Source organism: Stenotrophomonas sp. YAU14A_MKIMI4_1 (assembly GCF_003086855.1).
GTDB lineage: Bacteria > Pseudomonadota > Gammaproteobacteria > Xanthomonadales > Xanthomonadaceae > Stenotrophomonas.
Genome location: NZ_CP025998.1, coordinates 2,180,448 through 2,205,366 on the forward strand (window position 1 = coordinate 2,180,448; position 24,919 = coordinate 2,205,366).

Annotated in this window: 32 protein-coding genes and 1 pseudogene; 14 read left to right on the forward strand and 19 right to left on the reverse strand. The window is 65.0% G+C overall.

All coding sequences use genetic code 11. From position 1 onward, the window contains the following. Positions 1–6 precede the first annotated feature (6 nt). Positions 7–1,008 (forward strand): alpha/beta fold hydrolase, encoded by a 1,002-nt coding sequence (locus tag C1931_RS09995; RefSeq protein ID WP_234412910.1) that lies wholly within the window; start codon positions 7–9, stop codon positions 1,006–1,008. Between the two features lie 25 nt (positions 1,009–1,033). Here C1931_RS09995 and C1931_RS10000 read toward each other — a convergent pair whose 3' ends face one another. The 6 genes from C1931_RS10000 to C1931_RS10025 form a co-directional block, all read right to left on the reverse strand. Next, positions 1,034–1,681 carry a carboxymuconolactone decarboxylase family protein gene (locus C1931_RS10000; protein WP_108757721.1) on the reverse strand — a complete coding sequence of 216 codons (648 nt, stop codon included), beginning with the start codon at positions 1,679–1,681 and terminating at the stop codon, positions 1,034–1,036. A 97-nt stretch (positions 1,682–1,778) separates the two neighbouring features. After that, complete coding sequence (locus C1931_RS10005; RefSeq protein WP_234412911.1) at positions 1,779–2,219, reverse strand: cupin domain-containing protein; 441 nt, start codon at positions 2,217–2,219, stop codon at positions 1,779–1,781. A gap of 52 nt (positions 2,220–2,271) precedes the next feature. After that, a complete protein-coding gene (locus C1931_RS10010; RefSeq protein WP_108756198.1) occupies positions 2,272–2,712 on the reverse strand; it encodes a cupin domain-containing protein in 441 nt (146 codons plus the stop codon). A 42-nt stretch (positions 2,713–2,754) separates the two neighbouring features. Next, positions 2,755–3,102, reverse strand: coding sequence for a cyclophilin-like fold protein (locus C1931_RS10015; protein WP_199913918.1), 348 nt, complete (start codon positions 3,100–3,102; stop codon positions 2,755–2,757). 131 nt (positions 3,103–3,233) lie between these two features. Further along, the gene (locus tag C1931_RS10020; RefSeq protein ID WP_108756200.1) at positions 3,234–4,445 is read right to left on the reverse strand and encodes an MFS transporter; all 1,212 of its coding nucleotides are present in this window, start codon (positions 4,443–4,445) and stop codon (positions 3,234–3,236) included. Beyond that, positions 4,442–5,500, reverse strand: coding sequence for an alpha/beta hydrolase (locus C1931_RS10025; RefSeq protein ID WP_108756201.1), 1,059 nt, complete (start codon positions 5,498–5,500; stop codon positions 4,442–4,444). The genes C1931_RS10020 and C1931_RS10025 overlap by 4 nt, the downstream gene beginning before the upstream one ends. A gap of 110 nt (positions 5,501–5,610) precedes the next feature. Here C1931_RS10025 and C1931_RS10030 point away from each other — a divergent pair, with 110 nt between their 5' ends. The 4 genes from C1931_RS10030 to C1931_RS10045 all read left to right on the forward strand — a co-directional run bounded on the left by C1931_RS10030 (position 5,611) and on the right by C1931_RS10045 (position 8,106). Next, positions 5,611–6,510, forward strand: coding sequence for a LysR family transcriptional regulator (locus tag C1931_RS10030; RefSeq protein WP_108756202.1), 900 nt, complete (start codon positions 5,611–5,613; stop codon positions 6,508–6,510). A 175-nt stretch (positions 6,511–6,685) separates the two neighbouring features. Beyond that, entirely contained in the window at positions 6,686–7,183 is a 498-nt protein-coding gene (locus tag C1931_RS10035; protein WP_108756203.1) for a DUF892 family protein, read from the forward strand. A gap of 69 nt (positions 7,184–7,252) precedes the next feature. Continuing rightward, positions 7,253–7,543, forward strand: a complete 291-nt coding sequence (locus C1931_RS10040) for a hypothetical protein (protein ID WP_108756204.1) — start codon at positions 7,253–7,255, stop codon at positions 7,541–7,543. Beyond that, complete coding sequence (locus C1931_RS10045) at positions 7,540–8,106, forward strand: isochorismatase family cysteine hydrolase (protein ID WP_108756205.1); 567 nt, start codon at positions 7,540–7,542, stop codon at positions 8,104–8,106. The genes C1931_RS10040 and C1931_RS10045 overlap by 4 nt, the downstream gene beginning before the upstream one ends. 11 nt (positions 8,107–8,117) lie before the next feature. On the opposite strand, the gene C1931_RS10050 is transcribed toward C1931_RS10045, so the two are convergent. The 3 genes from C1931_RS10050 to C1931_RS10060 all read right to left on the reverse strand — a co-directional run bounded on the left by C1931_RS10050 (position 8,118) and on the right by C1931_RS10060 (position 9,770). Continuing rightward, a complete protein-coding gene (locus tag C1931_RS10050) occupies positions 8,118–8,540 on the reverse strand; it encodes a BLUF domain-containing protein (protein WP_108756206.1) in 423 nt (140 codons plus the stop codon). A gap of 86 nt (positions 8,541–8,626) precedes the next feature. Next, complete coding sequence (locus C1931_RS10055; protein WP_234412899.1) at positions 8,627–9,406, reverse strand: DUF72 domain-containing protein; 780 nt, start codon at positions 9,404–9,406, stop codon at positions 8,627–8,629. A 13-nt stretch (positions 9,407–9,419) separates the two neighbouring features. After that, positions 9,420–9,770 carry a hypothetical protein gene (locus tag C1931_RS10060; RefSeq protein WP_108756207.1) on the reverse strand — a complete coding sequence of 117 codons (351 nt, stop codon included), beginning with the start codon at positions 9,768–9,770 and terminating at the stop codon, positions 9,420–9,422. A gap of 182 nt (positions 9,771–9,952) precedes the next feature. Here C1931_RS10060 and C1931_RS10065 point away from each other — a divergent pair, with 182 nt between their 5' ends. After that, positions 9,953–10,354: a response regulator gene (locus C1931_RS10065; RefSeq protein WP_108757723.1), complete on the forward strand. Its 402-nt coding sequence runs from the start codon at positions 9,953–9,955 to the stop codon at positions 10,352–10,354. Positions 10,355–10,373: 19 nt separating this feature from the next. Then, entirely contained in the window at positions 10,374–10,559 is a 186-nt protein-coding gene (locus tag C1931_RS10070) for a hypothetical protein (RefSeq protein WP_108756208.1), read from the forward strand. Between the two features lie 19 nt (positions 10,560–10,578). Here the strand turns inward: C1931_RS10070 and C1931_RS10075 are convergent, their stop codons facing one another. From C1931_RS10075 to cho, 5 genes and pseudogenes are all read right to left on the reverse strand, one after another. Then, entirely contained in the window at positions 10,579–10,992 is a 414-nt protein-coding gene (locus C1931_RS10075) for a BLUF domain-containing protein (protein ID WP_108756209.1), read from the reverse strand. Next, positions 10,937–11,209 (reverse strand): annotated as a pseudogene (locus C1931_RS20500) (hypothetical protein); the annotation flags it as partial. The pseudogene C1931_RS20500 and the gene C1931_RS10075, both read right to left, overlap by 56 nt. Continuing rightward, complete coding sequence (locus C1931_RS10085; protein WP_108756211.1) at positions 11,206–12,369, reverse strand: zinc-dependent alcohol dehydrogenase; 1,164 nt, start codon at positions 12,367–12,369, stop codon at positions 11,206–11,208. The gene C1931_RS10085 and the pseudogene C1931_RS20500, both read right to left, overlap by 4 nt. 166 nt (positions 12,370–12,535) lie before the next feature. Further along, the gene (locus C1931_RS10090; RefSeq protein ID WP_108757724.1) at positions 12,536–13,012 is read right to left on the reverse strand and encodes a YetF domain-containing protein; all 477 of its coding nucleotides are present in this window, start codon (positions 13,010–13,012) and stop codon (positions 12,536–12,538) included. A gap of 81 nt (positions 13,013–13,093) precedes the next feature. Further along, the gene (gene cho, locus C1931_RS10095) at positions 13,094–13,951 is read right to left on the reverse strand and encodes an excinuclease Cho (protein WP_108756212.1); all 858 of its coding nucleotides are present in this window, start codon (positions 13,949–13,951) and stop codon (positions 13,094–13,096) included. A 182-nt stretch (positions 13,952–14,133) separates the two neighbouring features. On the opposite strand from cho, the gene C1931_RS10100 reads away from it, so the two are divergent. The 4 genes from C1931_RS10100 (at position 14,134) to C1931_RS10115 (ending at position 18,234) form a co-directional block, all read left to right on the forward strand. After that, positions 14,134–14,520: a sensory rhodopsin transducer gene (locus C1931_RS10100; protein WP_108756213.1), complete on the forward strand. Its 387-nt coding sequence runs from the start codon at positions 14,134–14,136 to the stop codon at positions 14,518–14,520. 94 nt (positions 14,521–14,614) lie between these two features. After that, positions 14,615–15,481, forward strand: coding sequence for an SDR family oxidoreductase (locus tag C1931_RS10105; RefSeq protein WP_108756214.1), 867 nt, complete (start codon positions 14,615–14,617; stop codon positions 15,479–15,481). Beyond that, entirely contained in the window at positions 15,482–16,420 is a 939-nt protein-coding gene (locus C1931_RS10110; protein ID WP_343125752.1) for an SDR family oxidoreductase, read from the forward strand. Then, a complete protein-coding gene (locus C1931_RS10115) occupies positions 16,417–18,234 on the forward strand; it encodes a glycoside hydrolase family 15 protein (protein WP_108756216.1) in 1,818 nt (605 codons plus the stop codon). The genes C1931_RS10110 and C1931_RS10115 overlap by 4 nt, the downstream gene beginning before the upstream one ends. A gap of 13 nt (positions 18,235–18,247) precedes the next feature. Here the strand turns inward: C1931_RS10115 and C1931_RS10120 are convergent, their stop codons facing one another. From C1931_RS10120 to C1931_RS10135, 4 genes are read right to left on the reverse strand one after another with little or no spacing between them, the layout of a single operon-like run. After that, complete coding sequence (locus C1931_RS10120) at positions 18,248–18,937, reverse strand: glycosyltransferase family 2 protein (protein ID WP_108756217.1); 690 nt, start codon at positions 18,935–18,937, stop codon at positions 18,248–18,250. Then, positions 18,934–19,521: an SAM-dependent methyltransferase gene (locus tag C1931_RS10125; RefSeq protein WP_108753139.1), complete on the reverse strand. Its 588-nt coding sequence runs from the start codon at positions 19,519–19,521 to the stop codon at positions 18,934–18,936. The genes C1931_RS10120 and C1931_RS10125 overlap by 4 nt, the downstream gene beginning before the upstream one ends. After that, complete coding sequence (locus tag C1931_RS10130; RefSeq protein ID WP_108756218.1) at positions 19,518–20,270, reverse strand: PIG-L family deacetylase; 753 nt, start codon at positions 20,268–20,270, stop codon at positions 19,518–19,520. Before C1931_RS10130 ends, C1931_RS10125 begins: the two co-directional genes overlap by 4 nt. Continuing rightward, the gene (locus tag C1931_RS10135) at positions 20,258–21,196 is read right to left on the reverse strand and encodes an acyl-CoA/acyl-ACP dehydrogenase (protein WP_108756219.1); all 939 of its coding nucleotides are present in this window, start codon (positions 21,194–21,196) and stop codon (positions 20,258–20,260) included. The genes C1931_RS10130 and C1931_RS10135 overlap by 13 nt, the downstream gene beginning before the upstream one ends. Before the next feature lie 186 nt (positions 21,197–21,382). On the opposite strand from C1931_RS10135, the gene C1931_RS10140 reads away from it, so the two are divergent. Together C1931_RS10140 and C1931_RS10145 are read left to right on the forward strand one after the other, a co-directional pair. Next, entirely contained in the window at positions 21,383–23,113 is a 1,731-nt protein-coding gene (locus tag C1931_RS10140) for a PAS domain-containing sensor histidine kinase (protein ID WP_108756220.1), read from the forward strand. 87 nt (positions 23,114–23,200) lie between these two features. After that, complete coding sequence (locus tag C1931_RS10145; RefSeq protein WP_108756221.1) at positions 23,201–23,701, forward strand: hypothetical protein; 501 nt, start codon at positions 23,201–23,203, stop codon at positions 23,699–23,701. Positions 23,702–23,759: 58 nt separating this feature from the next. Here the strand turns inward: C1931_RS10145 and C1931_RS10150 are convergent, their stop codons facing one another. Next, entirely contained in the window at positions 23,760–24,311 is a 552-nt protein-coding gene (locus C1931_RS10150; protein WP_234412900.1) for a cation transporter, read from the reverse strand. 158 nt (positions 24,312–24,469) lie between these two features. Between C1931_RS10150 and C1931_RS10155 the strand changes: the two genes are divergently transcribed. After that, a complete protein-coding gene (locus C1931_RS10155; RefSeq protein WP_108756223.1) occupies positions 24,470–24,880 on the forward strand; it encodes a helix-turn-helix domain-containing protein in 411 nt (136 codons plus the stop codon). Positions 24,881–24,919 lie beyond the last annotated feature (39 nt).

Below are 24,919 nucleotides of genomic sequence, written 5' to 3' on the forward strand. Positions count from 1 at the left end.
CCCGCGGTGGGCGAAACCCATGGCGTGGCGCACACCCCCAGCGCCACGGTGCGCGATGCCGGGCACAGCGACGCCGTGCGGTATACGGTGTGGTATCCGGCGCAACCCGCTGTGGAAGAGCAGCCGCTGGCCATCGGGCCGCCGGGTGAGCCCCTGTTCGTGGCAGGCGCTTCTGCGGTTGCTGCCCCCGCTGCGCCGGGCCGCTGGCCGGTGCTGCTGCTGTCGCACGGCAATGGCGGCAGTGCCCGCATGATGGGCTGGTTCGGCACGGCCTTGGCACGCTCGGGCTACGTGGTGGTTGCGGTTGACCACCCCGGCAACAACGGCGTGGACGCCATGACCGAGGCCGGCAGCATCCTGATGTGGAACCGGGCCGATGACCTTGCCGCGGCGTGGGCGGCGGTGCAGGCCGACCCCGAACTGGCGCCGCATCTGGATGCAGGCCGGCTGGGGCTGGTGGGCTATTCGGCCGGCGGGTTCACCGCGCTGGTGGCGGCCGGCGCACGGCCAGACATGTCCAGGCTGGCCGCGTTCTGCAAGGCATCGCCGAAGGATGGGGTCTGCCTGCCGCAAGCGGAGAACCCAGAATTGACCTTTGAGCGGCGGATGGCGGCGGCCGCTACGCCGGAACTGGCGCCGTGGGTGGGCAAGTCTGCAGAGGATCGGGCTATTCCAAGCGTTCGCGCGGTGTTTCTGATGGCGCCGGCGATCGTGCAGGCGTTCGAGCCGGGCGAGCTTGGGAGGCTGCAGGCGCCGATATCGGTGGTGGTGGGTGAGGCTGATGCGATTGCCTCTGCGGCTACCAACAGCACGATGATTGCCGAGGCGAATGGCGACGCGCGAGTTGAGGTGTTGCCCTTGGTGGGGCACTACGACTTCCTGGCGGAGTGCACGGAGCTGGGGCGTAAGGTCGTAGGAACGTTGTGCGAGGTGAAGGCCGACAAGGTGGAAACGCATCAGGCGGTGATTCGACAGGCTCGGGGGCTGTTTGAGGCTGCGCTTCGGTAGGTCGTGCAGTCGAGCAAGCTCGACGCTACGGGTTGGCGGCGGCGCGAACACGTTCGGCCGCTTCCCGGCTGACGCAGGCTTCGAGGACGTCGGCCAGCCTGGACAGCTGCTCACGCCGCAGGCCCGTGTTCAAGCTGATGCCAATGTGGGACTTCAACTGGGGTTCCACCCCGGACATGGCAGCGAGCATGCTGACGGTAGCCAACTCGCGGCTCTGCCAGTCCAGATTGTCACGCTCGAAGATGTCGCCGAACAGGTGGGTACGCAGGTACTGATTTGCCTGCGGCGCAAAGTCGAACAGCGGCCCCGAGACCGGTCCACCGGCCAACGTGGTCTGGTTTGCCGTGCCTGCAGCGAGCAAGGCGTCGCCCGTGGGAATGGGCTTGCGCGGCTCGCGGCCGGGGTCATCCTGGATACCCTGCTGCTTGCGGGCATCGGCCACCTTCATCAGCTCGCCCAACGCGTTCAAGCTGCGCGGAAACCCGGCATACGCGTAGACCTGCAGCAGGATCTCGCGCGTTTCAGCCACGCTGAGGCCGGCGTCCAGGCCCTGGTTCAACGCCTGCCGAAGGCCATCGATGTTGCCCGCCGCCGCAAAGGCGCCGATCGGAATGATGGCTTGCTGGCGCGCGTCCAGTTCGGTTGTGGAAGCGGGGTTCGCGTTGCTGTTCATGGCTGCTCCTTCGTGTGCGAACGCCATCTGGCCGTGGGCGGCAGCAAGCATCGCCGCCCCCAGCAGAGTGGCGAGATGGCGGACCCGCGATGTGCGGTCAATTGGCTTCGTATTGGGCATCGGTCACCTTCTCCATCCAGGTTACGTTCTGGCCATCGCGCACGCCGGTTACCGCAAGGTGGGTCATGGCGGTACCGGGGGCAGCGCCATGCCAGTGCTTCACCCCTGGCGGGCACCACACCACATCACCGGGCCGAACGATCTGGACGGGCTTACCCCACTCCTGCACGCGCCCAACGCCCGAGGTGATAAGCAGGCGCTGGCCGGCGGGATGGGTGTGCCACGCCGAACGTGCACCCGGCTCGAACGTCACCAGCCCGCCCGAGGCGGTGATGCCGGCGTCGGCAGGCCAGACCGGGTCGATGCGAACGTTGCCGGTGAAGTACTCCGACGGGCCCTGCGTGGAAGGTTGATCCCCGGCGGCCGTGATCTGCTGTTCGGGCGCTGCGGCTCCGGCCGCGTATGGAAGGCCGAGCAAGGCCCATAGCGAGAGGGCCAGAGTGTTCTGAAGCAAGGGTCGCGCCCGCATCTCAGCCCCCTGCTGCGCTGTGAGCCGCTGCTTCGCCAGCAGGCGGGCCGGCCAGGTACTGTGCGTCGGTCACGTGCTCCAGCCAGTCAACGTTCTTGCCATCCAACGCCTCCTGCACCGCGATGTGCGTCATCGCGGTCGTCGGTGATGCACCGTGCCAGTGCTTGTGGCCCGGCGGGCACCAGATCACATCACCGGCACGGATTTCGACGATGGGCCCGTCTTCGCACTGTGTCCATCCGAAACCGGCCGTGACGATAAGGGTCTGGCCCAGCGGGTGGGTGTGCCATGCAGTGCGCGCGCCCGGCTCGAAAGTAACGGCGGCGCAGGAGACCCGCGACGGCGCAGGGGCGGCATTGAGTGGGTCGATGCGGACGGTGCCGGTGAACCAGTCCGCTGGGCCTTTGACAGATGCTTGGGTACCGGCGCGCTTGATGTCCATGGGTTTCACCTCGTTGTGGTGGATTCGGGGTGCAGCCAACTGCTAGAAAGCCTCAATGTGGGCCGTGACGGGCCCCGCCGCTCGAAGGGCCTGCAACCCCCCTTCAATGCGGCCCAGCCGTATAAGACCCTTCGAGTAGCCGAAGGGCTTGTGAAAGATCGCCAGGTTTCCCCATGGCGCGTAGAAGGCGATATCGCCTGCCATTGGCGTGATGCCCTCCGGCTCGCCGGTCACGCTGAGACGGCGCGGAAGCTGTGCAATCCTTTCGGTCGCCGCGTAGTCCTCAAGCTGCAGCGTCAGCGGTAGCTGGGCGATGAACTCGCGTGCGGGGATGCTGTCTTCCAGGGTGGCGGTGAGCACCTGATCGCTGATCATGATTCTGATTTTCATTGAGCGAGACTCCGGGTTGGACCCAACTTCCCTGGCGGTGGCGTGATTACTCGGCTCGGCAGCGCATGCCGCGACCGATCCCAATATAGGCAGGAGGCAAAGCAGCTTCGCCGTAGTCCATATGAATCGCCTCATGAGCCCTGCGCCTCCATGGCGACAGCCGGTTCGGCCGTGGATGAGGCACTGCAGGCGGTGACATAGGCCAACAGCGCGGCAAACAACAACAAACCGGCACTGGCCACGAACGTGCTGGCAAAGCCGAAGCCATCGAACAGCAATCCACCCAGGGTGGCACCCAGCGCGATGGAACACTGCACGACCGCGACCATCAGGCCGCCGCCGGCCTCCGCGTTGTCGGTGAAGGTGCGGGCCAGCCAGCTCCACCAGCCCACCGGCGCGGCCGTGGCCAGCAGCCCCCATGCCGAGAGCAGTGCAGCCGTCGGCCATAGCCGGGGCCCCAGCAGAACCAACGCCAACGCAATCAGCGCCATCACGGCCGGAATGCTCACCAGCGTGCGGTACAGACCTCGCTTGATGAATGCTCCAATGGCAAACGTGCCGAGCAATCCACTTGCACCGATCGCCAAGAGCACCAGCGGAACAGCGCTGTCTGCTGCATGTGTCACGCGTTCCAGGAAGGGCCGCACGTAGGTAAACAAGGCAAACTGCCCCATGAAAAAGGCACCGCAGGCCATCATGCCCAGGGCCACCACGCGCCTGCGCAGCAGTGCAAACACCCCGCTTTGTGCGCGCCGCCGTTCTGCGGCCATGGATGGCAGGCCTACCCATTGCCACGCAAAGGCCACCGCAGCGACCGGCACCAGGCACAGGAATGCACCGCGCCACCCGATCACACTGCCCAGGTAACTGCCCAATGGCGCCGCAACCACGGTTGCAAGCGCATTGCCACTGTTGAACATCGCCAGAGCGCGCGGAACCTTTGCCGCGGGCACCAAGCGCATGGCCGTTGCGGCAGACAAGGACCAGAAACCGCCGATCACCACGCCAATCAGCGCACGGCCGGCCATGTAGACCGGATAGTTCGGGGCCAACGCCACCACCACGCCCGACACCGCCATCAATGCGGTGAGGAACAGCAGCAGCGTTCGCCGGTTGATGGTGACCGCCAACCGCGAAATCGACAGGCTGGTGAGCACCGCAAACGCGCCCGAGATGGCAATCCCGTAACCGGCAAGGCCCTCGCTGACGCCCAGGTCTGCCGCCAACGGGGTAAGCAGGCTCACCGGCATGAATTCAGAGGCGATCAACGCGAAGACACACAGCGTCATCGCGAAGACCCCGCCCCAGTGGGCGCGACCGGCCGTGCTGTCGGCCTGGCTCATTGCGCGGCAAGACCACGCTGGAAGAACGTCGTCAGTTTCTCGAAGGGAATCAGGTTCGTCCGGTCGTACAGGTCCACATGACCGGCCCCCTTCACCCAGTACAGCTCCTTCGGCTGACCAGCCTTGCGGTACGCATCCTCGCTGAATTCACGGGAATGCGCGGTGTCGCCCGAGATGAACAGCATCGGCCGGGGCGAGATGGTCTCGATATCGTTGAACGGATAGAAGTTCATGAACTTGACCAAGCTGCTGAAAAGCGGCTGGGTGGTTAGCTCTGCCGTGTCGCCCTTGGGCGTGTAGGCGCCGCGCGGGGTGCGGTAGAAGTCGAAGAACTCGCGCTGGATGGCAGGCGTGTCTGCATCGAGTTTGTTCACTGTGCCAGGCACGTACACTGCGGCCCCGCCCTTGAATTCAACCAGGCGCTGGTCGGTTGCGGACTGGATGACTGCCTTGCGCTGTTCCAGCGATTGCCCGTTGTTCAGCCCCTGCCGTGCGGCGGCCCCCATGTCGTACATGCTGACCGTGGCAATGGCCTTGATGCGCGGGTCGATCTTGGCGGCACTGATCACGAAACTGCCGCTGCCGCAGATACCCAACCCGCCGATCCGATCCGGGTCCACGAAGGCCTGTGTGCTCAGGAAGTCCACGGCCGCACTGATGTCGTCCGAGTAGATTTCCGGTGCCACCAGGTGCCGCGGCGTGCCGGCACTTTCGCCCCAGAAGGAAAGATCGATTGCCAGCGTCACGAAGCCCTGCTCGGCCAGCTTCTGCGCGTAGAGCTGCGAGCTCTGTTCTTTCACCGCGCCCATCGGGTGGCCCACCACCACGGCGGGGGCGCGGCTGCCTTCCGGCAGGCCCTGCGGCCGGTAGAGCGTTCCCACCACTTCCATCTGGTATTGGTTCTGGAAGGTGACCCGCTCCCCCCTGACCGTGGGGCTGCGGTAAAAGTTGTCGGCCCCCTGCGGACGGGAGGCCGTCGGTGCATCAGCGGCCATGGCCGAAGCCGGAAGGGAGAGGCTGGCGAGCAGCGCCAGCAGCAGCGTGGTGCGTTTCATGGGCGTGTGGCCTCGGTCGGGATCTCAGGTCGCCACGATAGGCCGCACCCGGTACGCCGATAAGCCGGCTGAAAGTTGATGCATTGCTGAGGTGAGCTCACAATTGGCCCATGAGCACCGTGAAGACCAACGATCTGCAGGCGTTCCTGGTGGTGGCGCAGGAGCAGAGCTTCACCAAGGCGGCCGTTCGCCTTGGGGTCACGCCCTCGGCGCTGAGCCATTCCATGCGGCTGCTGGAAGAGCGCCTGGGCATCCGCTTGCTGGCGCGGACCACGCGAAACGTGTCCCCCACCGAAGCCGGCGAGCGCCTGATGCGCTCCATTGCGCCGCACTTCGAGGCCATCGGTGCAAGCGTGGAAGCCTTGGCCGATCTGCGCGATCGCCCGGCCGGAACGCTGCGGATCTCCTGTACGGATGATTCCATGGAGACCGTCATCCGACCGCGGCTTGCCGGGTTCCTTGCCGAGTACCCGGACATCACGCTGGAGTTCTACGTCGATTACGGCTTCACCAATGTGGTGGAGCAGCGCTTCGATGCCGGCATCCGGCTGGGTGAGGCACTGAGCAAGGACATGATCGCGGTCAGGGTCGGGCCGGATTGGCGCCTGGTGGTGGTCGGGTCACCCGACTACTTCAGCAAGCATCCCAAGCCGCGCAAGCCTGCCGACATCACCCGGCACCGCTGTGTGCACATCCGGCACCGACCCAACGGTGCCATCTATGCCTGGGAGTTCGAGGAGAAAGGCAAGGAGTTCACCGTGCGCGGCGACGGACCCCTGGTCTTCAACAGCATGATCCACGTCATCAATGCCGCACTGGACGGGCTGGGCTTGGCGTACGCGCCAGAGCCGATGGTGGCCGAGCACATCGCGCAGGGAAGGCTGGTGGCGGTGCTGGACAAGTGGTGCGTTCCTTTCCCCGGTTACCACCTCTACTACCCTAACCGTCGGCAGCCCTCGCCTGCGTTTGCGGCGCTGGTGGCGTGGCTGAGGCAGGATCAGTATGGATAGGACAGATCTTCAGGCGCGGTCGCACCCGGAGCCGGGGTGAGACGATCCGTTGTAGTTGCTAACGCCATGCGATGACGAAGCGGCGTGGCCGGAATGGGGCCTTCACCTTGTCTTTGAACCGGTTTGTCTGCCGCCCTTCTAGGCTGGGCACTCCCTTCAACACTGGAGCGTCCCCATGGCGATCAAGACCGCAGAAGACCTGTTCATCCACGAACTCTCTGATATCTACAGCGCCGAGAAGCAGCTGACCAAGGCACTGCCTCGCTTGGCGCGTGCGGCCGAGAACCCCGACCTGGCCGCGGCCTTCGAAACGCATCTGGAGGAAACCCAAGGCCAGATCGAGCGCATCGATCAGGTGGTGGACGTGCTGGGTATCCGCCTGAAGCGCATCAAGTGCGCGGCCATGGAAGGTCTGGTGGAAGAAGGCAAGGAGTTGATCGATGCCATCGACAAGGGGCCGGTGCGGGATGCTGCACTGATTGGTGGCGCGCAGAAGGTCGAGCATTACGAAATTGCTTCCTACGGCACGATCGCGGCCTTGGCCAAGCAGCTGGGATACAAGCAGGCCCTGCCGCTGCTGCTGGAAACGCTGGAAGAGGAAAAGGCCACCGACGAAAAGCTGACCCTGCTCGCCAAAGGTGGCGGCAACGCCAAAGCGGCGCAGGCGGCCTGAGCACGGTACCTCCGTTCCACGGCGCCGCCGCTGAAGGCGGCGCCTGACTTACGCCCCAGGGAGATCTGCATGCATCCGGATGTACTGGGCTGGGCGGCGACCGCGGTGCTGATGGCTACGCTGATCCGACAGATGGTGAAGCAGTGGCAATCACCCCACCCGGAAACGGTCTCGAAGTGGCTGTTCCTCGGCCAGATTACCGCTTCGATGCTCTTCACGATTTACAGTGCCCTGCTGGGCGCTACCGTTTTCGTGGTAACCAACGCGCTGCTGTTGATCACGGCGCTTGTTGGCCAGGTCATGGCGTGGCGCCGGCGGCAACGACGTGGAAACCTACCCCGCAATGAGGTGGCGCCATGAGCTCACGCAGCGCGCTGATCATCATCGATCTGTTCAGCCTGTTCGACTTCCCGCAAGGGCGGCAGATGGCGCCGCTGGCCGTGCAGGCCGCCGGGAAGGCGTCTTCCCTGCGCACTGCGTTTGACCAGCGCGGCCTGCCAGTGATCCATGCGAACGATAATTTCGGTGATTGGAAGCGTGATTTTCCCGGCCTTGTCGCGGCCTGCCGCAAGCAAGGCGGCGCGGCCGCGCAGATTGCCTCGACCCTTTCCCCGGAGCCGTCCCATTACTTCATTCTGAAGCCCAAGCATTCTGCGTTCCTGGCAACACCGCTGCCGGTGTTGCTGGCCAAGCTCCAGGTTCGCCGCGTGGTACTCGCCGGAATGGCGCTGGATTCCTGCGTGCTCGCCACAGCGTTGGATGCCAATTCCCGCGAGTACGAAACCGTCATTGCGTGGGAGGCCACGGCCGCCCTGCCCGACCGGCGGCAACCTGCGCTGCAGCTGCTGCAGCGCTCGGATGCGGCAAAGGTATTGGACAACCGGGAGGTGATCGCGCTGCTGGACGACACCGAAGGCGAATAGCGCCCCAGTGATCAGGCCAGGTGCGGCTCGGCCACGGCGGCCAGATAGTCCATGGCCGCCCATGGGCTTCCCTCGCGCCCTGCCCGCTTCACGAAGCCGCGCCAGTCGGCATGGGCGGCCTGGCTCAGTTCGCGGTCGCCCGTGGGCAGCAATCGCATCGACCAGTAGGGGAACATGCGCCTGCCCACGGGGCCGCGTGCCAGCTCGATGATTTCGCGGTGGCTGCTGGACGCCAGTATTCGGCCGTAGGCGATTTTCAGGGCGTCTTCCGGGCCCTCGATGTACTGCAGGAAGCGCTGCCCGTCGAACAGCAGCACGCCGGTGATACCCGCGTCGCGGTTGAATCGGGCTGCGTCTTCCATCAGGTGGGTCAGGCGGTCAGGATCGAGGTCCGGCAGTGCCTCGCTGGCATAGGCGATAGCGCGGTTTACCATGGTGCGTGAAGTGGATTTAGTTTGAGGGAGAAATGTACGGATCGCACGTCAACGCGCAGTCTTCGACCCGCCACTGTGTTGTGAATTCAATCTGGACACCGGTTTGCCCGGTCCGTGTGCTGCAGAAGCGCCTGCAGTCGCAGCGCGTTGCCGACCGCATGGCCATGGGCGGTGTTGTCCAGGATGACCCACGCCGGCCCGGCCATCGCCGATTCCCAGCAGCGGCATGCCAGGGTCTTCAGATCTGCCTCTTCATAGGCGCTGTAGTACATGCGCGGGCGGCCATGCCAGCGCCAGTAGCTCCAGTCTCGTGCGCCGCCGTGCTCGCCAGCGAGCGGGTACCGCGCCGGGTCGGCGGCCACGCGGGCAACACCCTGCTCGGCCAGCATTGCATCGGCCTGGGCAGTAAACCAGCTTGCGTGGCGAGGTTCGCACGCGATGGCAGCGTTACTGCGACGGCGCAGGGCGCGGAAGAACGCCGACGCCACGCGCCCGTCGTAGGCCGTGCTGGGCGGAAGCTGCAGCAGCAGCACCCCAAGCCGCTCGCCCAGACGTTCAGCGCCGTACAGAAATGCATCCAGTAAGGGGGTTGTGGCATCCAACGCATGCTCGTGGCTGATGGCGCGGGGTATCTTTACGCAGAAACGGAAGTCGGCCGGCACGCTCAGCGCCCAGCGCACATAGGTCTCTGGCTTGTGTTGCCGATAGAAGGATGAGTTCACTTCCACCATTGAGAACCGGGTGGAATAGCGCTGGAGAGCGCTGTCGCCCGGTCCAAACTCAGCCGCGTGCGCAGATGGAAACGACCAACCGGCACACCCGACGCGCATGGTGCCCGCCGCGTCCGCCATCTCGCCCTCGCTCATGCTGCCGCCCGGGTCAAGGGCTGACCGCAGACCATGTGGCCGAAGAGGACGGCGTGGGGGCCGATGCGCAGGACGTCTCCGCTGCCGGGCTTCGCTCACTGGTCACAGCCAAGGCGTGGTGGATGCGATGTGCATACCCGCGCAGCATTGGGTCGACCCCGATGATGTAGACGAACCGGCCATCGCAGCGCGGGCGTACCGACTCCAGGCCATCGGTCGACGCCAACACCCGCTTCAGCGCTTTCGCCCAGGCCTTGCCCGGCGCGCAGTCCAGTTCCACCACGACGACCCGTTCGCCGCAGTCCAGCGGCATGGTTTCCAGCCGGAGCACCTTGGGCTGGTTGGCGCTTTCCCGTTGATTCATGGGTCCTGTCTCCCGCAATGGCGACGGCGGAAGTATCCACGGCCCGCGCAAACGACGCGTCAATGCAGCGCATTGGCGAAGTGCACGCGCGCTCTTCGCACCCCGCACACGGCGAAACGTCATCATTTTGATGGTTTGAAGTACACAGTGGGGTCAACGCAGAACGCGAGTACGTGACCCACATGCAAGACCTGGAACGCGGTACGAACAGTGGATGCAACCTGCTGTTGGTGGAAGATGAATTCGACCTGGCAGAACTGGTCGAGCAGGCACTGGTCGACCAAGGCAACGAAGTCACCCACGCCTACAGTGTGTTTGAAGCCATAAGCCTTCTGAAGGACGGACGATTCGACGCCGCCATCCTCGATATCGAGTTGCGCGACGGCGTAGTGTTCCCGGTGGCCGATCGGCTGGCTGACCTGGGCGTGCCGTATTTGTTTGCTTCCGCGGTGTACGAGCAGGTAGTGCCGGCCCGCCACCAGCGGGCGCGCTTTGTAGCCAAGCCGTTCCATATTCCCCAGTTGCAGGAAGCGGTGAATGCCACGATCCAGAAGGGTCGGCTGGGAACCCAACCCAACGGATGATCATTTTCGGGAGAAGACCATGAGCAAGTTGCCTTTCAACCCCACCGGCGATGCCAGCGATGAGGACAAGGCCCATACGCCGGACAAGGTGCGTACCGACCGCAGCTGGAAAAAAGAAAAGGACATGCCCGAACAGGAAGAGACCGCTCACCCGGAGGATTACGAGCGCCCGCCAGCAGATCCCACCGGCAACAAGCGCGGGTGAGAGCTGCAGGCCTGCAGCATCATGCCGCCGGTGGCGAGGCCAGGTGCTGTGATACCAGGAGACTCAGGCGATGGACGCCGCCGCTGCGGTTCAGACCAGACCAATCGCCTGTGGAGACGATGCGGATATCGGTAGGCTGGGCAGGAAGCCAGCGCATGGACCAGTACGGGAAGAACCGGGCGGAAATCCGGGCCCTGCCCAGCTCCACCAGCTCATGATGGCTGCAGGCTGAAAAAATGCGATCGTAGACCACATTGATGCTGTCGTCCGGCCCTTCGATGTACTGCAGGAAACGGGAGCCGTCATATAGCAGGACGCCAGTCACGCCTGCTTCCAGGTTGAAGCGGGCAGCGGCACGAGTGAGGTCATCATAGTCCTTTTCCCCCGTCTGTCCACCATACCGGGCCCCGCTCACCCAGCCCACGCTTGGCATCGTCCACAGCTCGGCGCGCGGCCTGCAACGCCTCCCGGTCACCTGCGCGCATGGCCGCTTGTACCGCTCGTCGACCGCTCATCAGCCGCGCCACCCACTGCGCACGCGCGGCTTCGGGCAAGTGGGGGTTACTGGCGCGCCATAGACGGCCGCGCACCACAATGTACCGCCCGTCCGGCGTCTCCACTGGTGCCTTCGTGCCTTTCCCGTCGCTCATGGGGTCAGCACGATCTTCCGGCAATAATCGTCCTTGGCGTCGAACATCGCATAGCCCTGGGCGGCTTCGGCCAGTGTCATGCGGTGCGAGATGATTTCCCCGGGGTCCAGCTTCCCTTCCAGAATGGCCGTCAGCAGCTCGGGCATCAGCCCCTGCACGTGGGTCTGCCCCATCTTGAAGGTCAGGCCTTTGTCGAATGCGTCGCCCAGCAGAAGACCATGGATGAAACCGGCATACACGCCGGGAATGCTGACAACGCCCCCGCGTCGCGCTGCGGCAATGCACTGGCGGATCGCCACGCCGCTACTGCCTTCCAGCTTTACCGCGGTTAGCGCACTTTCCAGGGCGCTGCCTTCAGCCTCGAAGCCGACCGCTTCGATACAGGCATCCACGCCCCGCCCGCTGGTCTGGCTGACGATGTAGTCCGCCGGATCATCCACTTCGCTGAAATTGATGGGCGTGACGCCGTACGTGCGCTGGGCGAAGTCGAGTCGATAAGGCAGATGATCGACCATGAAAATCGTTTCGGCGCCGAGCAACCGACAACAGGCCGCGCTCATCAGGCCCACCGGGCCGGCGCCGAAGATGGCCACGGTCGAGCCGGGCTTGATCCCAGCGTTCAACGCCGCCTGGTAGCCGGTAGGCAGGATGTCGGACAGGAACAGTACCTGCTCATCGGCCACGCCTTCGGGAATGCGCAACGGGCCCACGTTGGCCTTCGGTACGCGCACATATTCGGCCTGCCCGCCAGCAACCCCGCCGTACAGATGGCTGTAACCGAACAGCGCGGCGGGCGGCATCAGGCCTTTGCCGTTGAGCGCAGCGCCTTTGCCCGGGTTGGTCGTTTCACAGGCCGCATATTCGGCCAGCTGGCAATGGAAACACTCCCCGCAGGCAATCACAAAGGGGATGACCACCCGATCGCCGGGCTGTACCTGGGTCACGCCACGACCCACTTCCTCCACCACGCCCATGAATTCGTGGCCCAGCACGTCGCCGGTATGAAGGTCAGGAATCTTTCCACGGTACAGGTGCAGATCGGAACCGCAGATGGCCGTGGCGGTCACACGCAGGATCAGATCGTCGTCGGCCGCCAGTACCGGGTCGGGCACGGTTTCCACCCGAACATCCTTGCGGCCGTGATAGGTCAATGCCTGCATGATCCATCTCCACGCGGTAGGTGTCTGGCAGCGTCGCACGTTCACGCCGCCCTGCTGGTGACCCTGCAGTATGCGCGACGTCTATTGCGCTGCATGCGCGCCTTAACACTTGGTGGCAGCCGGCCTGCGGCAATAGCTGCGGATTCAGAATCTTGGATTCTGCTTGTCAGCGCTCGCGCGAATCGATGCTGATCTCGCCGGACGTCTCCAACATGGCCAAGGAGATGTCATGGTGTCCATCACAACCTGCCTTACGCATGGCCACATCCAGATCTTCCGGTGAAACATTGCAGCGGCGCAGCTGTTCCCAGAACACCTTGCCGTTGCGGACCAGAACTACTGGCGCACCTTCCACCCAGCGGTGCAGACGACGGTTGCGTGCCGTGGCGTAGCCCACCAGCCAGTTCAGCCCCAGCAGTGTCGCGGCCAGGATGAGCCCACCGAGCAATGATGTGTCTTCGCCGATCAGCGAATTCTGCACCGCGGTGCCCAGCAGCACGATCACCAGCATGTCGAACGGCGCGGACTGACCGATGGAGCGCTTGCCACTTAGCCGGGTGAGCAGCAGCACCACGATGTAGACCGCGCTGGCGCGCAGCACGAATTCGAACCAGGGCATTCCCAGATCCAACAGGTCAGTCACGATCATCTCCTGGCATGGTCCTGCACGCAGGCATACCCAAGCGAGCGTCCACGCCCTGTGACCTGCTTGCCTTAGCTGTGTCTACAACGGGTGCAAGGCCCACTGGCCGCCGCATAGGCCCTTGCGCAGAATGCGGTAGGCGTCGCGGTCGAACTGGGCGGGCCCGCGGCGCAGGCGTCGGGCAGCAGCGAGGGTCTTGGTACTGCCGTGATAGAACCACCCATCAACCACATGGAACTGGCGCAGGTCCGGGCCGCGCTCCTCGATGGCGACGGGGCCGGCGTACGGCCATTGCACGACTTCCAGCAGGGCCAGTGCCTCGGTCAGCCGGCGCTGGTGCTCGGCCAGGCTCTCGCGCCCGGAGCATGCGCCAAGGCACTGGCCCAGCATCGACCGGAAGCAAGGTCGCCCGGCCGCCAGGCGCTCCAGGCCCAACAGCGAATAGCACAGGCGGTTGTCGTCAGCCAGGCGTCGCAGTGCTTCGCGGGCGGAACGCTCACTGGAGTAGACGCCGTACAGCAGCGGCGCCGATGTCAGGTCGACTTCGCCCGAGTGCAGCACGCTCACTTCACCCCGATAAAGGCGCAGGCTGAATTGCCGCGGTACCCGCCGCAGCAGGCGGTTATAGAGCGGTCGATGGGTCTTGACCATCGTGGCTTCCAGCAGCTGTGCGCCCAGATCGCCGGCCATCGGCAGATGGCTGATGCGTTCGGATTGCCGCAGCATCGCGGCTTCTTCCTCGGTGCGCAGGTGATCAAGCACACGAGTGCGCAGGTTCACACTCTTGCCGATATACAGGGGCAACCCACCCTCGCGACCGTGGAATGTGTACACCCCTGGCTGGGCAGGGAGGGCACGGGCCTGCTCGCGCAGGTGCTCAGGAAAGACATAGCCGGCGGCGCGGGCAGAACGGCGCGCGGACTGGGCGCTTGAGGGCATGTACGGCGGCAGCGGGAATCGATGAATGCAGCAACCCATGATAGGCACCGGCCAGACCGGCGCCAATGCAGGGTCAGACAGCGCGCTGAATGCTTCACGTTGATGCGCCGCGCACCCGGTCTGCACGGCGTGCGCTGCCCGGCACCCTCACTCTGTAGCGCCCCAATCGAAGGAGCCACGAGATGTCCGATGCCAACAACGCCGCGCTGGGCCGTACCCGATGGGCCATTGCCGAAGGCTATATCCCCGGTTGGAGCAATGGCCCCGAACCCGAACTGCAGAGCCACGAAACCTGCTGCATCCTCAATACCGGCAGTACCGATGCACAGATCAGCCTGATGCTGTACTTCGAGGACCGCGAGCCGCAGGGCCCCTATCTCTTCACCGTGCCGGCGCAGCGCACCTGCCACAAGCGCTTCAACGATCTGCAGGACCCGGCGCCTGTCCCGCGTGGCGTGGGTTTTTCCTGTGTGATCGATTCGGATGTGCCGGTGGTGGTGCAACACACGCGCCTGGATTCGCGCCAGGCGGAGAACAGCATCATGACCACCATTGCCTACCCGCTGTAGGGCCGCGCCGTGCACATCACGGCGACACCACCGGGCCACTGCGTTTACCCACTCAGGCAGACAGTAGCGATTCCCCTTCCGAAGGAGTCGTCCGATGGCTGCCCCCCAGTATCCGAAGCCGCCGTTCAAGGCACAGCAGCAGCCTTTCCCCGGCAAGACCAGCAAGATGGACCCGCGCCCGGACCACGGCGAGCAGAGCTACAAGGGCCATCGACAGCTGGAAGGCAAGAAGGCGCTGATCACCGGCGGCGACAGCGGCATTGGCGCTGCCGTGGCCATTGCCTACGCCCGCGAAGGCGCTGATGTGGCCATCGCCTTCCTGGAGAGTGAGAAGGACGATGCGGCGGCGATTGGCAAGCTGATACAGGAAGCTGGCCAAAAGTCGGTACTGATTCCCTGCGACATCAGCGATGAAGCGCAGGCCGAAGACCTGGTGAGGCGCGTGGTGCACGAGCTGGGCGGTCTGGACATCCTGGTGAACAACGCCGCGTACCAGCGCTACTACGAGTCGTTCGATGAGATCACCCTGGACGACTGGCGCAAGACCTTCGATACAAATGTGCACGCGGTATTCAACCTGACCCGCCTGTGCGTGCCACATCTGCAGGACGGCGGTGCCGTCATCAACACCGCATCGGTGAATTCCAAGAAGCCTACGCCGAACATCCTGCCCTACTCCACCACCAAGGGCGCGGTTGCGAATCTGACCATCGGGTTGGCCGGCCTGCTGGCAGAGAAAGGCATCCGGGTAAACGCGGTGCTGCCAGGCCCGATCTGGACGCCGTTCATTCCTGCCGGCATGGCCGCCGAAGAGGTCGAGCAGTTTGGCAGCCAGACGCCGTTCGGTCGACCGGGCCAGCCGGCCGAACTGGCATCGGCCTACGTGATGCTGGCCGCGGACAGCGCCAGTTACACCTCCGGCGCGCTGCTGACCATTTCCGGTGGCGCCGTCACGCTCTGAATGTTCTACACCCCACTTCTTCCTCCCCCAAGGAATGCCGCAATGACTCGCAACCAGTACGACATGCAGAACCCGCTCACCCAGTTCCCGCAGCCGACCTACCCGGCGCAGATACAGACACCGCCCGGCACCGTGCACGAACTGAGCCCACAGGCCGACCATGGTGAGAAGAGCTATGTGGGCCTGGGCCGTATGAAGGGCCGCAAGGCACTGGTGACCGGCGCAGACTCGGGCATCGGTCGCGCCGTGGCGATTGCCTTCGCCCGCGAGGGTGCCGATGTAGCGCTGAACTACCTGCCCGAGGAAGAGGCGGACGCCGCCGAGGTGGTCGCGCTGATCGAGGCCGAAGGGCGCAAGGCCATTGCCCTGCCCGGCGACCTGCAGGACGAAGCGTTCTGCCGCGATCTGGTGGCCAAGGCCGTGGAGGCGCTGGGCGGCCTGGACGTTCTGGCCAATATTGCCGGCAAGCAATTGGCCGTAGAGAAGATCGAGGACCTGGACACCGAGCAGTTCGAGGCCACGTTCCGCACCAACGTGCATGCGCTGTTCTGGGTATGCAAGGCGGCCCTGCCACACCTGCCCGCCGGTGCGACCATCATCAACACCGCCTCCATCCAGGCCTATCAGCCTTCGCCCAATCTGCTGGACTACGCGCCGACCAAGGCGGCCATTGTCAATTTCACCAAATCGTTGGCGCAGCAGGTCGCCGAGCGCGGCATCCGGGTGAACGCCGTAGCCCCGGGCCCGATCTGGACCCCGTTGCAGCCGGCGGGCGGTCAGCCGCCAGAGGCCATTCCAGAGTTTGGGGCGCAGACACCACTGAAGCGTGCTGGGCAACCGGTAGAGATGGCGTCGGCCTACGTGCTCCTGGCCACCCAGGAATCGAGCTACATCACCGGCGAGGTGATTGGTGCCACCGGCGGCATGCTGCTGCCGTGAGGTCCGCGCCAGGTAGCGGGGTAAGCCCCGCACGTGACACGCAGGGGCATGTCCCCATCCATGCCTACGCGGCCATCGGCGATGGCCGCTCCACGGCGCTGATTGCACCTGACGGCTGCATCGACTGGTGGTGCGCGCCAAACATGGATTCGCCGCCGCTGTTCGATCGCCTGCTGGACGCCGCAGCCGGCGGGCGCTTTGCCCTGCAGGCACGGGGCATCGTGTCTGTACGCCGGCGCTACCGGGCCGACAGCAACGTACTTGAAACGGAGATCCGCACTCGCACCGGATTCGTCCGCGTTACCGAATCGCTGAACAGCGGTCCGGCCGGGCGCTTGCCGTGGTCCGAGCTGGCCAGGCGGGTGGAAGGGCTGGAGGGCGAGGTGATCTTCGACCTGCACTACCAGCCGGGCACCCGTGCCGGCACCTGCACGCCATGGATGAGCGATACCCCCAATGGCTGCGTGCATCACGTGGGTCCGGTGATGACGATGCTGCGCTACCCGGAAGACACCGACATCGAGCGGTGTGACGACCGCGCCGTGCAGGGGCAAGTGCGGGTGACGGCGGGCTACCGCGGCGTTGTCGCGTTGCTGGCGTCGCAGGACGAGGTGCTGCCCGTTCCGCCGTTGGACGATATCGACACCCGCATTGACCGCTCCGATCGCGAATGGCAGCAATGGGTCGCGGATCTGCACTGCGACAGCCGCCAGCGCAGCGAAGTGATCTGCTCGGCGCTGGCGTTGAAGTTCCTGTGGTTCTCACCCACCGGCGCCATTGCCGCTGCGGTGACCGCTTCGCTGCCGGAACGCCTGGGCGGTGACAAGAACTGGGACTATCGCTACGCCTGGGTGCGCGACGCCGCCTACATCATCAAAGCCTTCCTGCGCGTGGGCGCCCTGCCCGACGCCAAGGCCGGTTTCAGTTGGTTGATGACCACCATCGGCAGACACCGCCCGGCGCTGCGGCCCTGCTACACCTTGCGCGGCGAAACGGTTGAACAGGAGCGTTACATCGACATCCCCGGCTATCACGGCAGCCAGCCGGTGCGGGTAGGCAACACTGCAACCGACCAATTGCAGACCTGCGTCTACGGGGATGTGATGGAAATGGCCAGCCGCATGATCGATGCCGGCCATATTCTGGACCCGGCCACTGCCCGGCTGTTGTTCGAGCTGGCCGACGAATGCGCCGACCGCTGGATGCGCAAGGACTGCGGGTTCTGGGAGCTGGAGGACCTGCAGCATTACACCATGTCGAAGGTGGAATGCTGGATGGCCCTGCGCCGTGCGTGCGAACTGGCTGAACAGGGTCACATCACCCGCGCCCGCCTGCCCCGATGGCAGCGCGAGCGCGACCGCATCCTGGACTGGATCGACACGCACTGCTGGCACGAAGAAAAGCAGACCTATGTGATGCACACCGGCAGTGACCGACTTGATGCAAGCCTGATGCTGGCATCACGATTCGGTCTTGCACAGGCACGGCGCGAGCGGTTCATCGCCACCCGCGAAGCGATCCGCCGTGAACTGAGTGATACCAGTGGCGATCTGCTGTGGCGCTACAGCGGCATGCAGCAGTGCGAAGGCACGTTCATCAGCTGCGCGTTCTGGATGGTGGAGGCGTATGGCCTGCTGGGCGAGCAGGAGGAAGCGCATCGGCTGTTCCATTCCCTGCTGCAGCGGGTTCGCAACGACGTGGGCCTGATGCCCGAGATGTGGGACCCTTTTACCGAGCAAGGGCTGGGAAACACCCCACAGGGCCTGAGCCATCTGGCCCTGGTGCACGCGGCATTCGCGGTGGATGGGGAATGAGCCCTTACACGCCTCAGCTGGCCAAGGCCAGCTGGGGCGGTACACCATGGTCCTGCGCTGCAAGGGCCGCCAGATGATCGGCAAATCCACCGCTGGCGCGCCCGACCAGGCGGGCACTGGTGCTCACCACCGGATCACCGGCCCAGCAGATGGATGCGCCGCTTGCCTGCAGTCGTTTCACCAGATCCACGTCTTCCGAACAACGCTGCGCCGCGAAACCACCGGCCGCCAGGTAGGCACGTGTCGACACGCCCATGTTGGCGCCGTGTACCCGGCCGTGCCCGCGCCCCCAGCGCTCTCCGCGCTGGAAGCAGCTGCGAAGCCAGGCTTGCCGGGGCGCCAGATCGCCCAGATCCACCACGCCGCAGAAGACCTCAGCGCCCGCTTCGCACTGCGCCACCAGCCAATCGGCTGGCACCTGGCTGTCTGCATCGGTGCTGGCCAGCCACCGTGCGCCCATGCGGATCAAGTCGTCCGCCGCCGCCGCTCGCGCTGCACCCACGCAGCGGGCCTCTACCGGCACGATGCCGACGCCATGGCGCCGGCAGATGTCCGCGCTGGCATCCGTGCAGGCATCCAGCGCCACCGTCACCCTTACTGGCTCTCCCCTCAGCCGCGGGTGCGCGGCGGCAATGGACAGCGAGCGCAGGCACGCGTCCAGGCACCCCGCCTCGTTGTGTGCGGGCACCAGTATGCCGATCATCTCAGGCCCTCTTCGCTGGCCAGCGACAGTGGCGCGCGGGTCCACCCCTGCAGCACGAAATCGCTGTCCCGGTAGCAGAAAGCTTCCTGCAGCCCGTGCCCCAGCCGCTCGTGCACGAGCGCGGTGCGGCTGGCGCGGCCGTTGAAGGAGGGCAGCCAGTGGCAAGCCACCAGCAGTCCGTCATCCTTCAACGCAGCGTGTACCCCGTCGCGCAGCTCAACCAGCGCGTCCGGCCCCAGGTAGTAGCCCATTTCGCTGCAGACGATCAGGTCGAAGCGGCCGGCCGGCCACTGTTGCGGATGCTGCGCGCAATGCACCTGCACGTGCGGCAGGTGGGCCAGACTGCGGCGCGCCTGGAACGTCGCCCGCGGGCTGATATCGGTTGCCAGCAGGCGCTCGCAGCGGCCGGCCAATGCTTCGGTAAGCACCCCGTTGGAACAGCCCAGTTCCCAGCCGCGCTGGAAGCTGCGGCGCGTCAGGCTGGCCATCAGCACGCCGCGCTTGCGCTCCTCGTACCAGCGGCTGCGGTAGCCGAAGGGATCATCGATGGCATGCACTTCGTCGAAGTACGGCTGGGCACTCATGCGAAATAAACCTCCTGGGTACGATGGAAACGGTCGAGCACGTGCACGGGCAGGATGGGCTCGGCTTGCAGCCGGGGCACATCGCCGGTCTGTGTACGGAAACGGGTAATGGCCTGCCGCTTGTGGGCGGCGACCGGGGAAATGTCGAGCAGGCGGGGTGACTCCCATGCCATGTGCGCGCAGCCCGGATCCAGCCAGTGCCAACCCCAGACGGGGTACTCAAGCAGGCGGCAACCGGCGGCACGCGCGGCCCGCCACGCGGCGCGTCCGGCAGCTTCGTGGTCGGGATGGCCATCGAACCGCCAGGGCGCCAGCAGCAGATCGTCTTCGCGCAGGCACTGCCACAGCCAGTCTTCCAAACCGCTTTCGTGATCGGTCACGCCGCCATCGGCGATGCCCAGATGCACGATGGACTCTGCAGCAATGGACAGCTCGGACAAGGCATCGCGCAGCTCCTCGCGTCGGGCCTGCCGCAGGCGCTGCGGCGTCCACCAGAGCTCACCGGGGTAGCACGCCTCGCCGTCGGTCACCGCCACCACCTGCACCGGTATGCCCAGGCGGGCGGCGGCGCACATCAAGCCTCCGCAGGCCAACACCTCGTCATCGGGATGCGGGGCAACCACTACAATCCGCCCTGCCCCGGCACACAGCTCGGCCGCGGTCGCTGCGGGTTGCTGCCACAGCCAGTCACAGCGGTCCCATGCGCTCGCTTCGGAACCGCGCCCGTTGATGATGGCTACAGCGCCCATGGTTTCACCTGAGCCGCGCACTGCTGTCCCAGCCATTCCCAATCCTTGTCCGCGTGGCTTTGCCGCAGGAATACGCTCAGATCGGCCCAGCGGCGCGCGTGCGCGTCCTCCATGCACATGGGCCCTGGTCCCAATGCGCGGCCGGCAAGGTCCAGGATCTGGGTTGCCGCGCGTTCCACCACGCTGCGCGCACGCACCACCTGCACGCGGTGGGTCAGCTGCGGGGCCAGGTCGATCGCGGCGGCCAGCTCGCGCAGCAGCGCGGCGGCCGGTGCCAGAGCGAGGTCAGCCTTGCCCAGCAGACGCGCGCGCAGGCCTTCGCTGCAGGCATGTTGCATGCGCTCTGCAAGCGCGGTGGCCGCGCCGAACCACACGGCCGCAATGCCCGCGCCGCCATGCCAGAACCCGGGACGATCCAGATAGGCATTCAGTGGGCCGACTGCCTTGGCCTGGGCATCGTCGAAACGCACCGTAGTGGACGGTACGCCGGCCATGCCGGGGGCCGGCCACGGCTCACCCTCCAGTGCATGCCACTGCGATGCATCCACCCGATAGAGCTGCACCCCTGTCTCGTCGCGCACGGTTACCAGCGCGGCATCCACCAGCTCGCTGCCAGAACACCACGGCTTGTCGCCGCGAAGTCGACCGCTTGCATCGGCGCGCAGGGTGCAGGCGGGTCCCTCTGCGGCCCATACCGCCAGCAACTGGTCGTCCGACGGCGCTGCGCCGAGTTCGTGCAGGATCGCCACGGCGTCATGATGGGCTTCAAGCACCTTCGCCAGGCACAGGTCCTCATGCCCCAGGGCAGCGAGCCCACGCCAGCGCTCCAGCGTGCGCCCCTGGCCAGGCAATGGCAGCGCGTTGACCTGCAGCAGTCGCTGCCGGGCCAGATTCGAAAGCGGTGACGGCAGCACGGTAGCGAGCATTCGCAGTTAATTGGGGAGGCGGGCCTTCAACGTAAGTCGCGCGAGGTCACACTGCTGTCTTGCGGATGTAGCGGGCACATGAACGCGCGGTGGCAGCATCATCACAAGCCCTGCGCCCAACGACTCGTCACGCTGCCTGTACCATTCATGATTGACGCTGTGAGGAATAGTTCAACAGGTCTTCACATGTCCCGCAGCGAACTGCCCGTGTCTTCGCCCGACTCCCTCGCTTATCGCCTGCTGCAGGACAGCGACTGGGCGCATGGTGGGCTGGCAGAGGCGGCGCCGGACGAGCTGCGCACCGTACTGACGATGATCCTGGATTGCCCCGAGCCGCTGTGGATTTCCTGGGGCCCGGACAACCTGTTCTACTTCAACGACGCGTTCTCGCCCTGGATGGGGAACAAATTGGCCGGCGCAATGGCCACGCCGGTAAGAATCGTCTGGCACGACGTGTGGGATGAGTTGGGCGGGGCCATCGCCGATGCAATGGCCGGCACCCACCGCAGCTTCCGCAACCTGCGCGTTTTCATGGACCGCGATGGCACGCGTCGCGAAACCTTCTGGACCTTCTCGTATTCCCCCATCCGCGTGGCCGATGGCAGCGTAGGCGGCATCCTGTGCGTGGTCAGCGACCAGACCGAGTTCGTTTCCGAGCGCAACGAGCATTCGCGGCAGGTCGAATCGATCAGTGAAGAGGCAAGACAGGCCCATGCTGAGCTGGTGAGGGCACGCGAGCAGCTGCGGCAATCGCAGAAGCTGGAAGCCATTGGCCAGCTGACCGGCGGCGTGGCGCACGATTTCAACAATCTTCTGCAGGTCATCACCGGCTCGGTGGACATGCTCCGCTATGGCGAACCCCGCGACGAGCAGCAGCGCCGGCACATCGAAGCCATCGGCGCAGCAGCAGACCGGGCGACCAGTCTGGTCTCGCACCTGCTGTCTTTCTCGCGCAGGCAGACGCTGTCACCGGAAGTGTTCGATCTGGGCAAGGGGGTGGAAGGACTGGCCGACATCATCCGCACCCTGCTCGGCAGCCGGGTGGCATTGCAGCTGGACCTGCCCGATGATCCGCTGCACGTGCTGCTGGACAAGACGCAGCTGGATACGGCACTGATCAACCTGGCGGTGAACGCACGCGATGCCATCGGAAAGAACGGCACGGTGCGCATCTGCGTACGCCGGGTCGACACCATGCCTTCGGTACGGTTCGCGCCGCCACTGAAGGGCGCCTTTGCGGCCGTTTCGGTGAGCGACGACGGCTGCGGCATCGAAGAGTCGGTCTTGAGCCAGGTATTCGATCCGTTCTTCACCACCAAGGGTGTGGGTAAAGGCACTGGCTTGGGACTCAGCCAAGTGTTCGGCTTCGTGAAGCAGTCCGAAGGCGAGGTGGATGTCACCAGCACCGTGGGCGAAGGCAGCACGTTCGTGTTGTATCTGCCGCTGACCGACCAGGCGCCCGTTTCAGTAGAGGGTTCGTCCCTGCATGCGCTTCAGGAAGCGAAGGGCCTGAACGTGCTGGTGGTGGAAGACAACGTGGATGTTGCGGCATTCGCGGTTTCGGCACTGCGGGAACTGGGCTGCGGCGTGCAGTTGGCGCGCAACGGCGCAGAGGCCCTGGCCGACCTGGAGCAGCATCATGCGCGCTACGACGTGGTCTTTTCGGACGTGGTCATGCCGGGCATTACGGGCCTGGAACTGGCCAGGACAGTACGTGCCACCTATCCTGGGCTGCATGTGGTCCTGACCAGCGGCTACAGCGAACTGCTGGCGCGGGAGACCGACCATGGCTTCGTCGTGCTGCGCAAGCCTTATACCTTGGGTGGCCTGGCCGAGGCGATCAAACCGCCTGTGGGTGCGGGAGAGGCGGTGGTGGAATTGGGAAGCGACGACCGTGTGTGGCGCACGGTGGGTTGAATCACGAGCGCGGCGAACCATTGCTGCCGGCAAGCGCACGGCTGTATAAAAGGTCGCCGATCCGGCTTACCCAGATCCACTCTTCAGATGCCGACAGGCTATGTACTAGTCCTGATCTTTCCCGTGCTTGCGGCGGTGTTCCGCATTTGGGCCAGTGCGAGCGTGGACGGAAGTGCCCGGATCTCCGCGTGGGACTGCGCCGTAGATCTATTCAAGGGCGGGGCCCTTTTCTTGGCGTTGGGTCCGCTGGTGGGCACACTGGCTGCCTTTCTCGCCGTCTCACTGAAAGCGGGCACCGTGCTTAACCCCTTGGCCGTGCTGTTCCTGCTGTTGTTTGCCTACCCATTGGGTGCCATTCCTGCGATGGCGACGGGCGCCTTGATGGGTGCCTTGAAGCCCTGGCTGTGGGGCTGGCGGGCCTTGGTATTGAGCAGCGCGATGGGGGCGCTGCTTTCATCGATTCCGTCACTTGCTGCGGGCAGTGCGCGCGGATTGAGCGATGCTGCATTGTTCGCCGCCTGCGGCGGCGTTGCGGGATTGGCTTGTGCGCGTTTGTTCTTTGGGGCGCCTGGCAAGGCAAGCGGTTGATTGGGGATTGGCGGGACATTCAGTCGAGCAAGCTCGACTCTGCGGGTGGGGCGGGTGGCTACTTTGAAGGTGCACGTATCGCGGGCCATGCCTCGCCAATCACGCCAAGTGCAGATTTCAGGAACAACAGGGCGATCACCGCGCCTGCTGCGATGTCCGGCCAACCCTTTCCGGTCAGTGCAACGCCACCGGCAGCCACCAGTACCCCGATGTTGGCGGCGACATCATTGCGGGAGCACTCGAAGGTGCTTTTCATGTTGATGTTGAGCGCGCGGAACCGCCACAGCAGCGCCAGGCACAGCAGATTGGCCACCAACGCAATGGCGCCGAACCCCAGCATCAAGCCGCTGGAAGGCGGCACGCCGTGGACCAGCTTGTTGACCACCTCCACCACGATGAAAGCAAAGAACGCCAGGATCAGCAGCCCCTTGGCGAGGGCCGCACCGGCCTCCCAGCGCGCCCCTCGGTTTACCGCCCACAAGCTCAGGCCGTACACGATCGCATCGCCCAGCATGTCCACTGCATCGGCCTGCAGAGCGCTGGAACGCGCCACGATGCCTGCACCGAACTCGATGAAGAACATCGCCAGGTTGATGATCAGTACCGCCACCAGTACGCGCCGCTGCGCACTGTGGAGGGCCAAGGCTTCCAGTTCCTGGCGCTTGTGGCCGCAGCAGTGGTCCATGGGTGTCTCCCGCCCGGTAAGCCGGGCTTGAAAAGCGGTGGGACAGTCGTTATCAACCCTGTAGCCCCTACAAGGTCAAGCCCATGCCCACCCACCTCACCATCGGTCAGCTGGCCCGCCAGACCGGCACCAAGGCCGAGACCATCCGCTATTACGAAAAGATAGGCCTGCTGCAGCCGCCGCTGCGGTCGGAGGGCAACTACCGCTACTACGGCAGCCAGGACCAGAGACGTCTTTCGTTCGTGCGTCGCGCCCGTGAACTGGGCTTTTCGATCGAACAGATCCGCGAATTGATTGCCTTTGGTGAACAGCGGGAGCACGAATGCAGTTCGGTGGACGATGTGGTGAAAGCGCATATCGCTGAGATCGGTCGCCGGATCCAGGACCTGCAGGCGCTTCAGGCCGAACTTGAGCGGATGATCGGCAACTGCCCGGGCGGCCGCGTGGCTGACTGCAGGGTGCTGGAGGCCCTTCAGCCGCAACCTCGCGCTTGACCTTGTAGCCGCATCAAGGTTTACAACGCCGGGCCACTT

Excerpts from the sequence above, each read along its gene's own strand:
- C1931_RS10065 (WP_108757723.1), top strand. The coding sequence starts at position 9,953 with ATGCAAGACCTGGAACGCGGTACGAACAGTGGATGCAACCTGCTGTTG.
- C1931_RS10055 (WP_234412899.1), bottom strand. The coding sequence starts at position 9,406 with ATGAGCGAGGGCGAGATGGCGGACGCGGCGGGCACCATGCGCGTCGGG.
- C1931_RS10140 (WP_108756220.1), top strand. The coding sequence starts at position 21,383 with ATGTCCCGCAGCGAACTGCCCGTGTCTTCGCCCGACTCCCTCGCTTAT.
- cho (WP_108756212.1), bottom strand. The coding sequence starts at position 13,951 with ATGCCCTCAAGCGCCCAGTCCGCGCGCCGTTCTGCCCGCGCCGCCGGC.
- C1931_RS10020 (WP_108756200.1), bottom strand. The coding sequence starts at position 4,445 with ATGAGCCAGGCCGACAGCACGGCCGGTCGCGCCCACTGGGGCGGGGTC.
- C1931_RS10075 (WP_108756209.1), bottom strand. The coding sequence starts at position 10,992 with ATGCCAAGCGTGGGCTGGGTGAGCGGGGCCCGGTATGGTGGACAGACG.
- C1931_RS10035 (WP_108756203.1), top strand. The coding sequence starts at position 6,686 with ATGGCGATCAAGACCGCAGAAGACCTGTTCATCCACGAACTCTCTGAT.
- C1931_RS10155 (WP_108756223.1), top strand. The coding sequence starts at position 24,470 with ATGCCCACCCACCTCACCATCGGTCAGCTGGCCCGCCAGACCGGCACC.
- C1931_RS10120 (WP_108756217.1), bottom strand. The coding sequence starts at position 18,937 with ATGATCGGCATACTGGTGCCCGCACACAACGAGGCGGGGTGCCTGGAC.
- C1931_RS10060 (WP_108756207.1), bottom strand. The coding sequence starts at position 9,770 with ATGAATCAACGGGAAAGCGCCAACCAGCCCAAGGTGCTCCGGCTGGAA.
- C1931_RS10030 (WP_108756202.1), top strand. The coding sequence starts at position 5,611 with ATGAGCACCGTGAAGACCAACGATCTGCAGGCGTTCCTGGTGGTGGCG.
- C1931_RS10085 (WP_108756211.1), bottom strand. The coding sequence starts at position 12,369 with ATGCAGGCATTGACCTATCACGGCCGCAAGGATGTTCGGGTGGAAACC.
- C1931_RS10135 (WP_108756219.1), bottom strand. The coding sequence starts at position 21,196 with ATGCTCGCTACCGTGCTGCCGTCACCGCTTTCGAATCTGGCCCGGCAG.
- C1931_RS10100 (WP_108756213.1), top strand. The coding sequence starts at position 14,134 with ATGTCCGATGCCAACAACGCCGCGCTGGGCCGTACCCGATGGGCCATT.
- C1931_RS10130 (WP_108756218.1), bottom strand. The coding sequence starts at position 20,270 with ATGGGCGCTGTAGCCATCATCAACGGGCGCGGTTCCGAAGCGAGCGCA.
- C1931_RS10000 (WP_108757721.1), bottom strand. The coding sequence starts at position 1,681 with ATGAACAGCAACGCGAACCCCGCTTCCACAACCGAACTGGACGCGCGC.
- C1931_RS10105 (WP_108756214.1), top strand. The coding sequence starts at position 14,615 with ATGGCTGCCCCCCAGTATCCGAAGCCGCCGTTCAAGGCACAGCAGCAG.
- C1931_RS10025 (WP_108756201.1), bottom strand. The coding sequence starts at position 5,500 with ATGAAACGCACCACGCTGCTGCTGGCGCTGCTCGCCAGCCTCTCCCTT.
- C1931_RS10145 (WP_108756221.1), top strand. The coding sequence starts at position 23,201 with ATGCCGACAGGCTATGTACTAGTCCTGATCTTTCCCGTGCTTGCGGCG.
- C1931_RS10040 (WP_108756204.1), top strand. The coding sequence starts at position 7,253 with ATGCATCCGGATGTACTGGGCTGGGCGGCGACCGCGGTGCTGATGGCT.
- C1931_RS10070 (WP_108756208.1), top strand. The coding sequence starts at position 10,374 with ATGAGCAAGTTGCCTTTCAACCCCACCGGCGATGCCAGCGATGAGGAC.
- C1931_RS10045 (WP_108756205.1), top strand. The coding sequence starts at position 7,540 with ATGAGCTCACGCAGCGCGCTGATCATCATCGATCTGTTCAGCCTGTTC.
- C1931_RS10010 (WP_108756198.1), bottom strand. The coding sequence starts at position 2,712 with ATGGACATCAAGCGCGCCGGTACCCAAGCATCTGTCAAAGGCCCAGCG.
- C1931_RS10125 (WP_108753139.1), bottom strand. The coding sequence starts at position 19,521 with ATGAGTGCCCAGCCGTACTTCGACGAAGTGCATGCCATCGATGATCCC.
- C1931_RS10110 (WP_343125752.1), top strand. The coding sequence starts at position 15,482 with ATGTTCTACACCCCACTTCTTCCTCCCCCAAGGAATGCCGCAATGACT.
- C1931_RS10050 (WP_108756206.1), bottom strand. The coding sequence starts at position 8,540 with ATGGTAAACCGCGCTATCGCCTATGCCAGCGAGGCACTGCCGGACCTC.
- C1931_RS10015 (WP_199913918.1), bottom strand. The coding sequence starts at position 3,102 with ATGAAAATCAGAATCATGATCAGCGATCAGGTGCTCACCGCCACCCTG.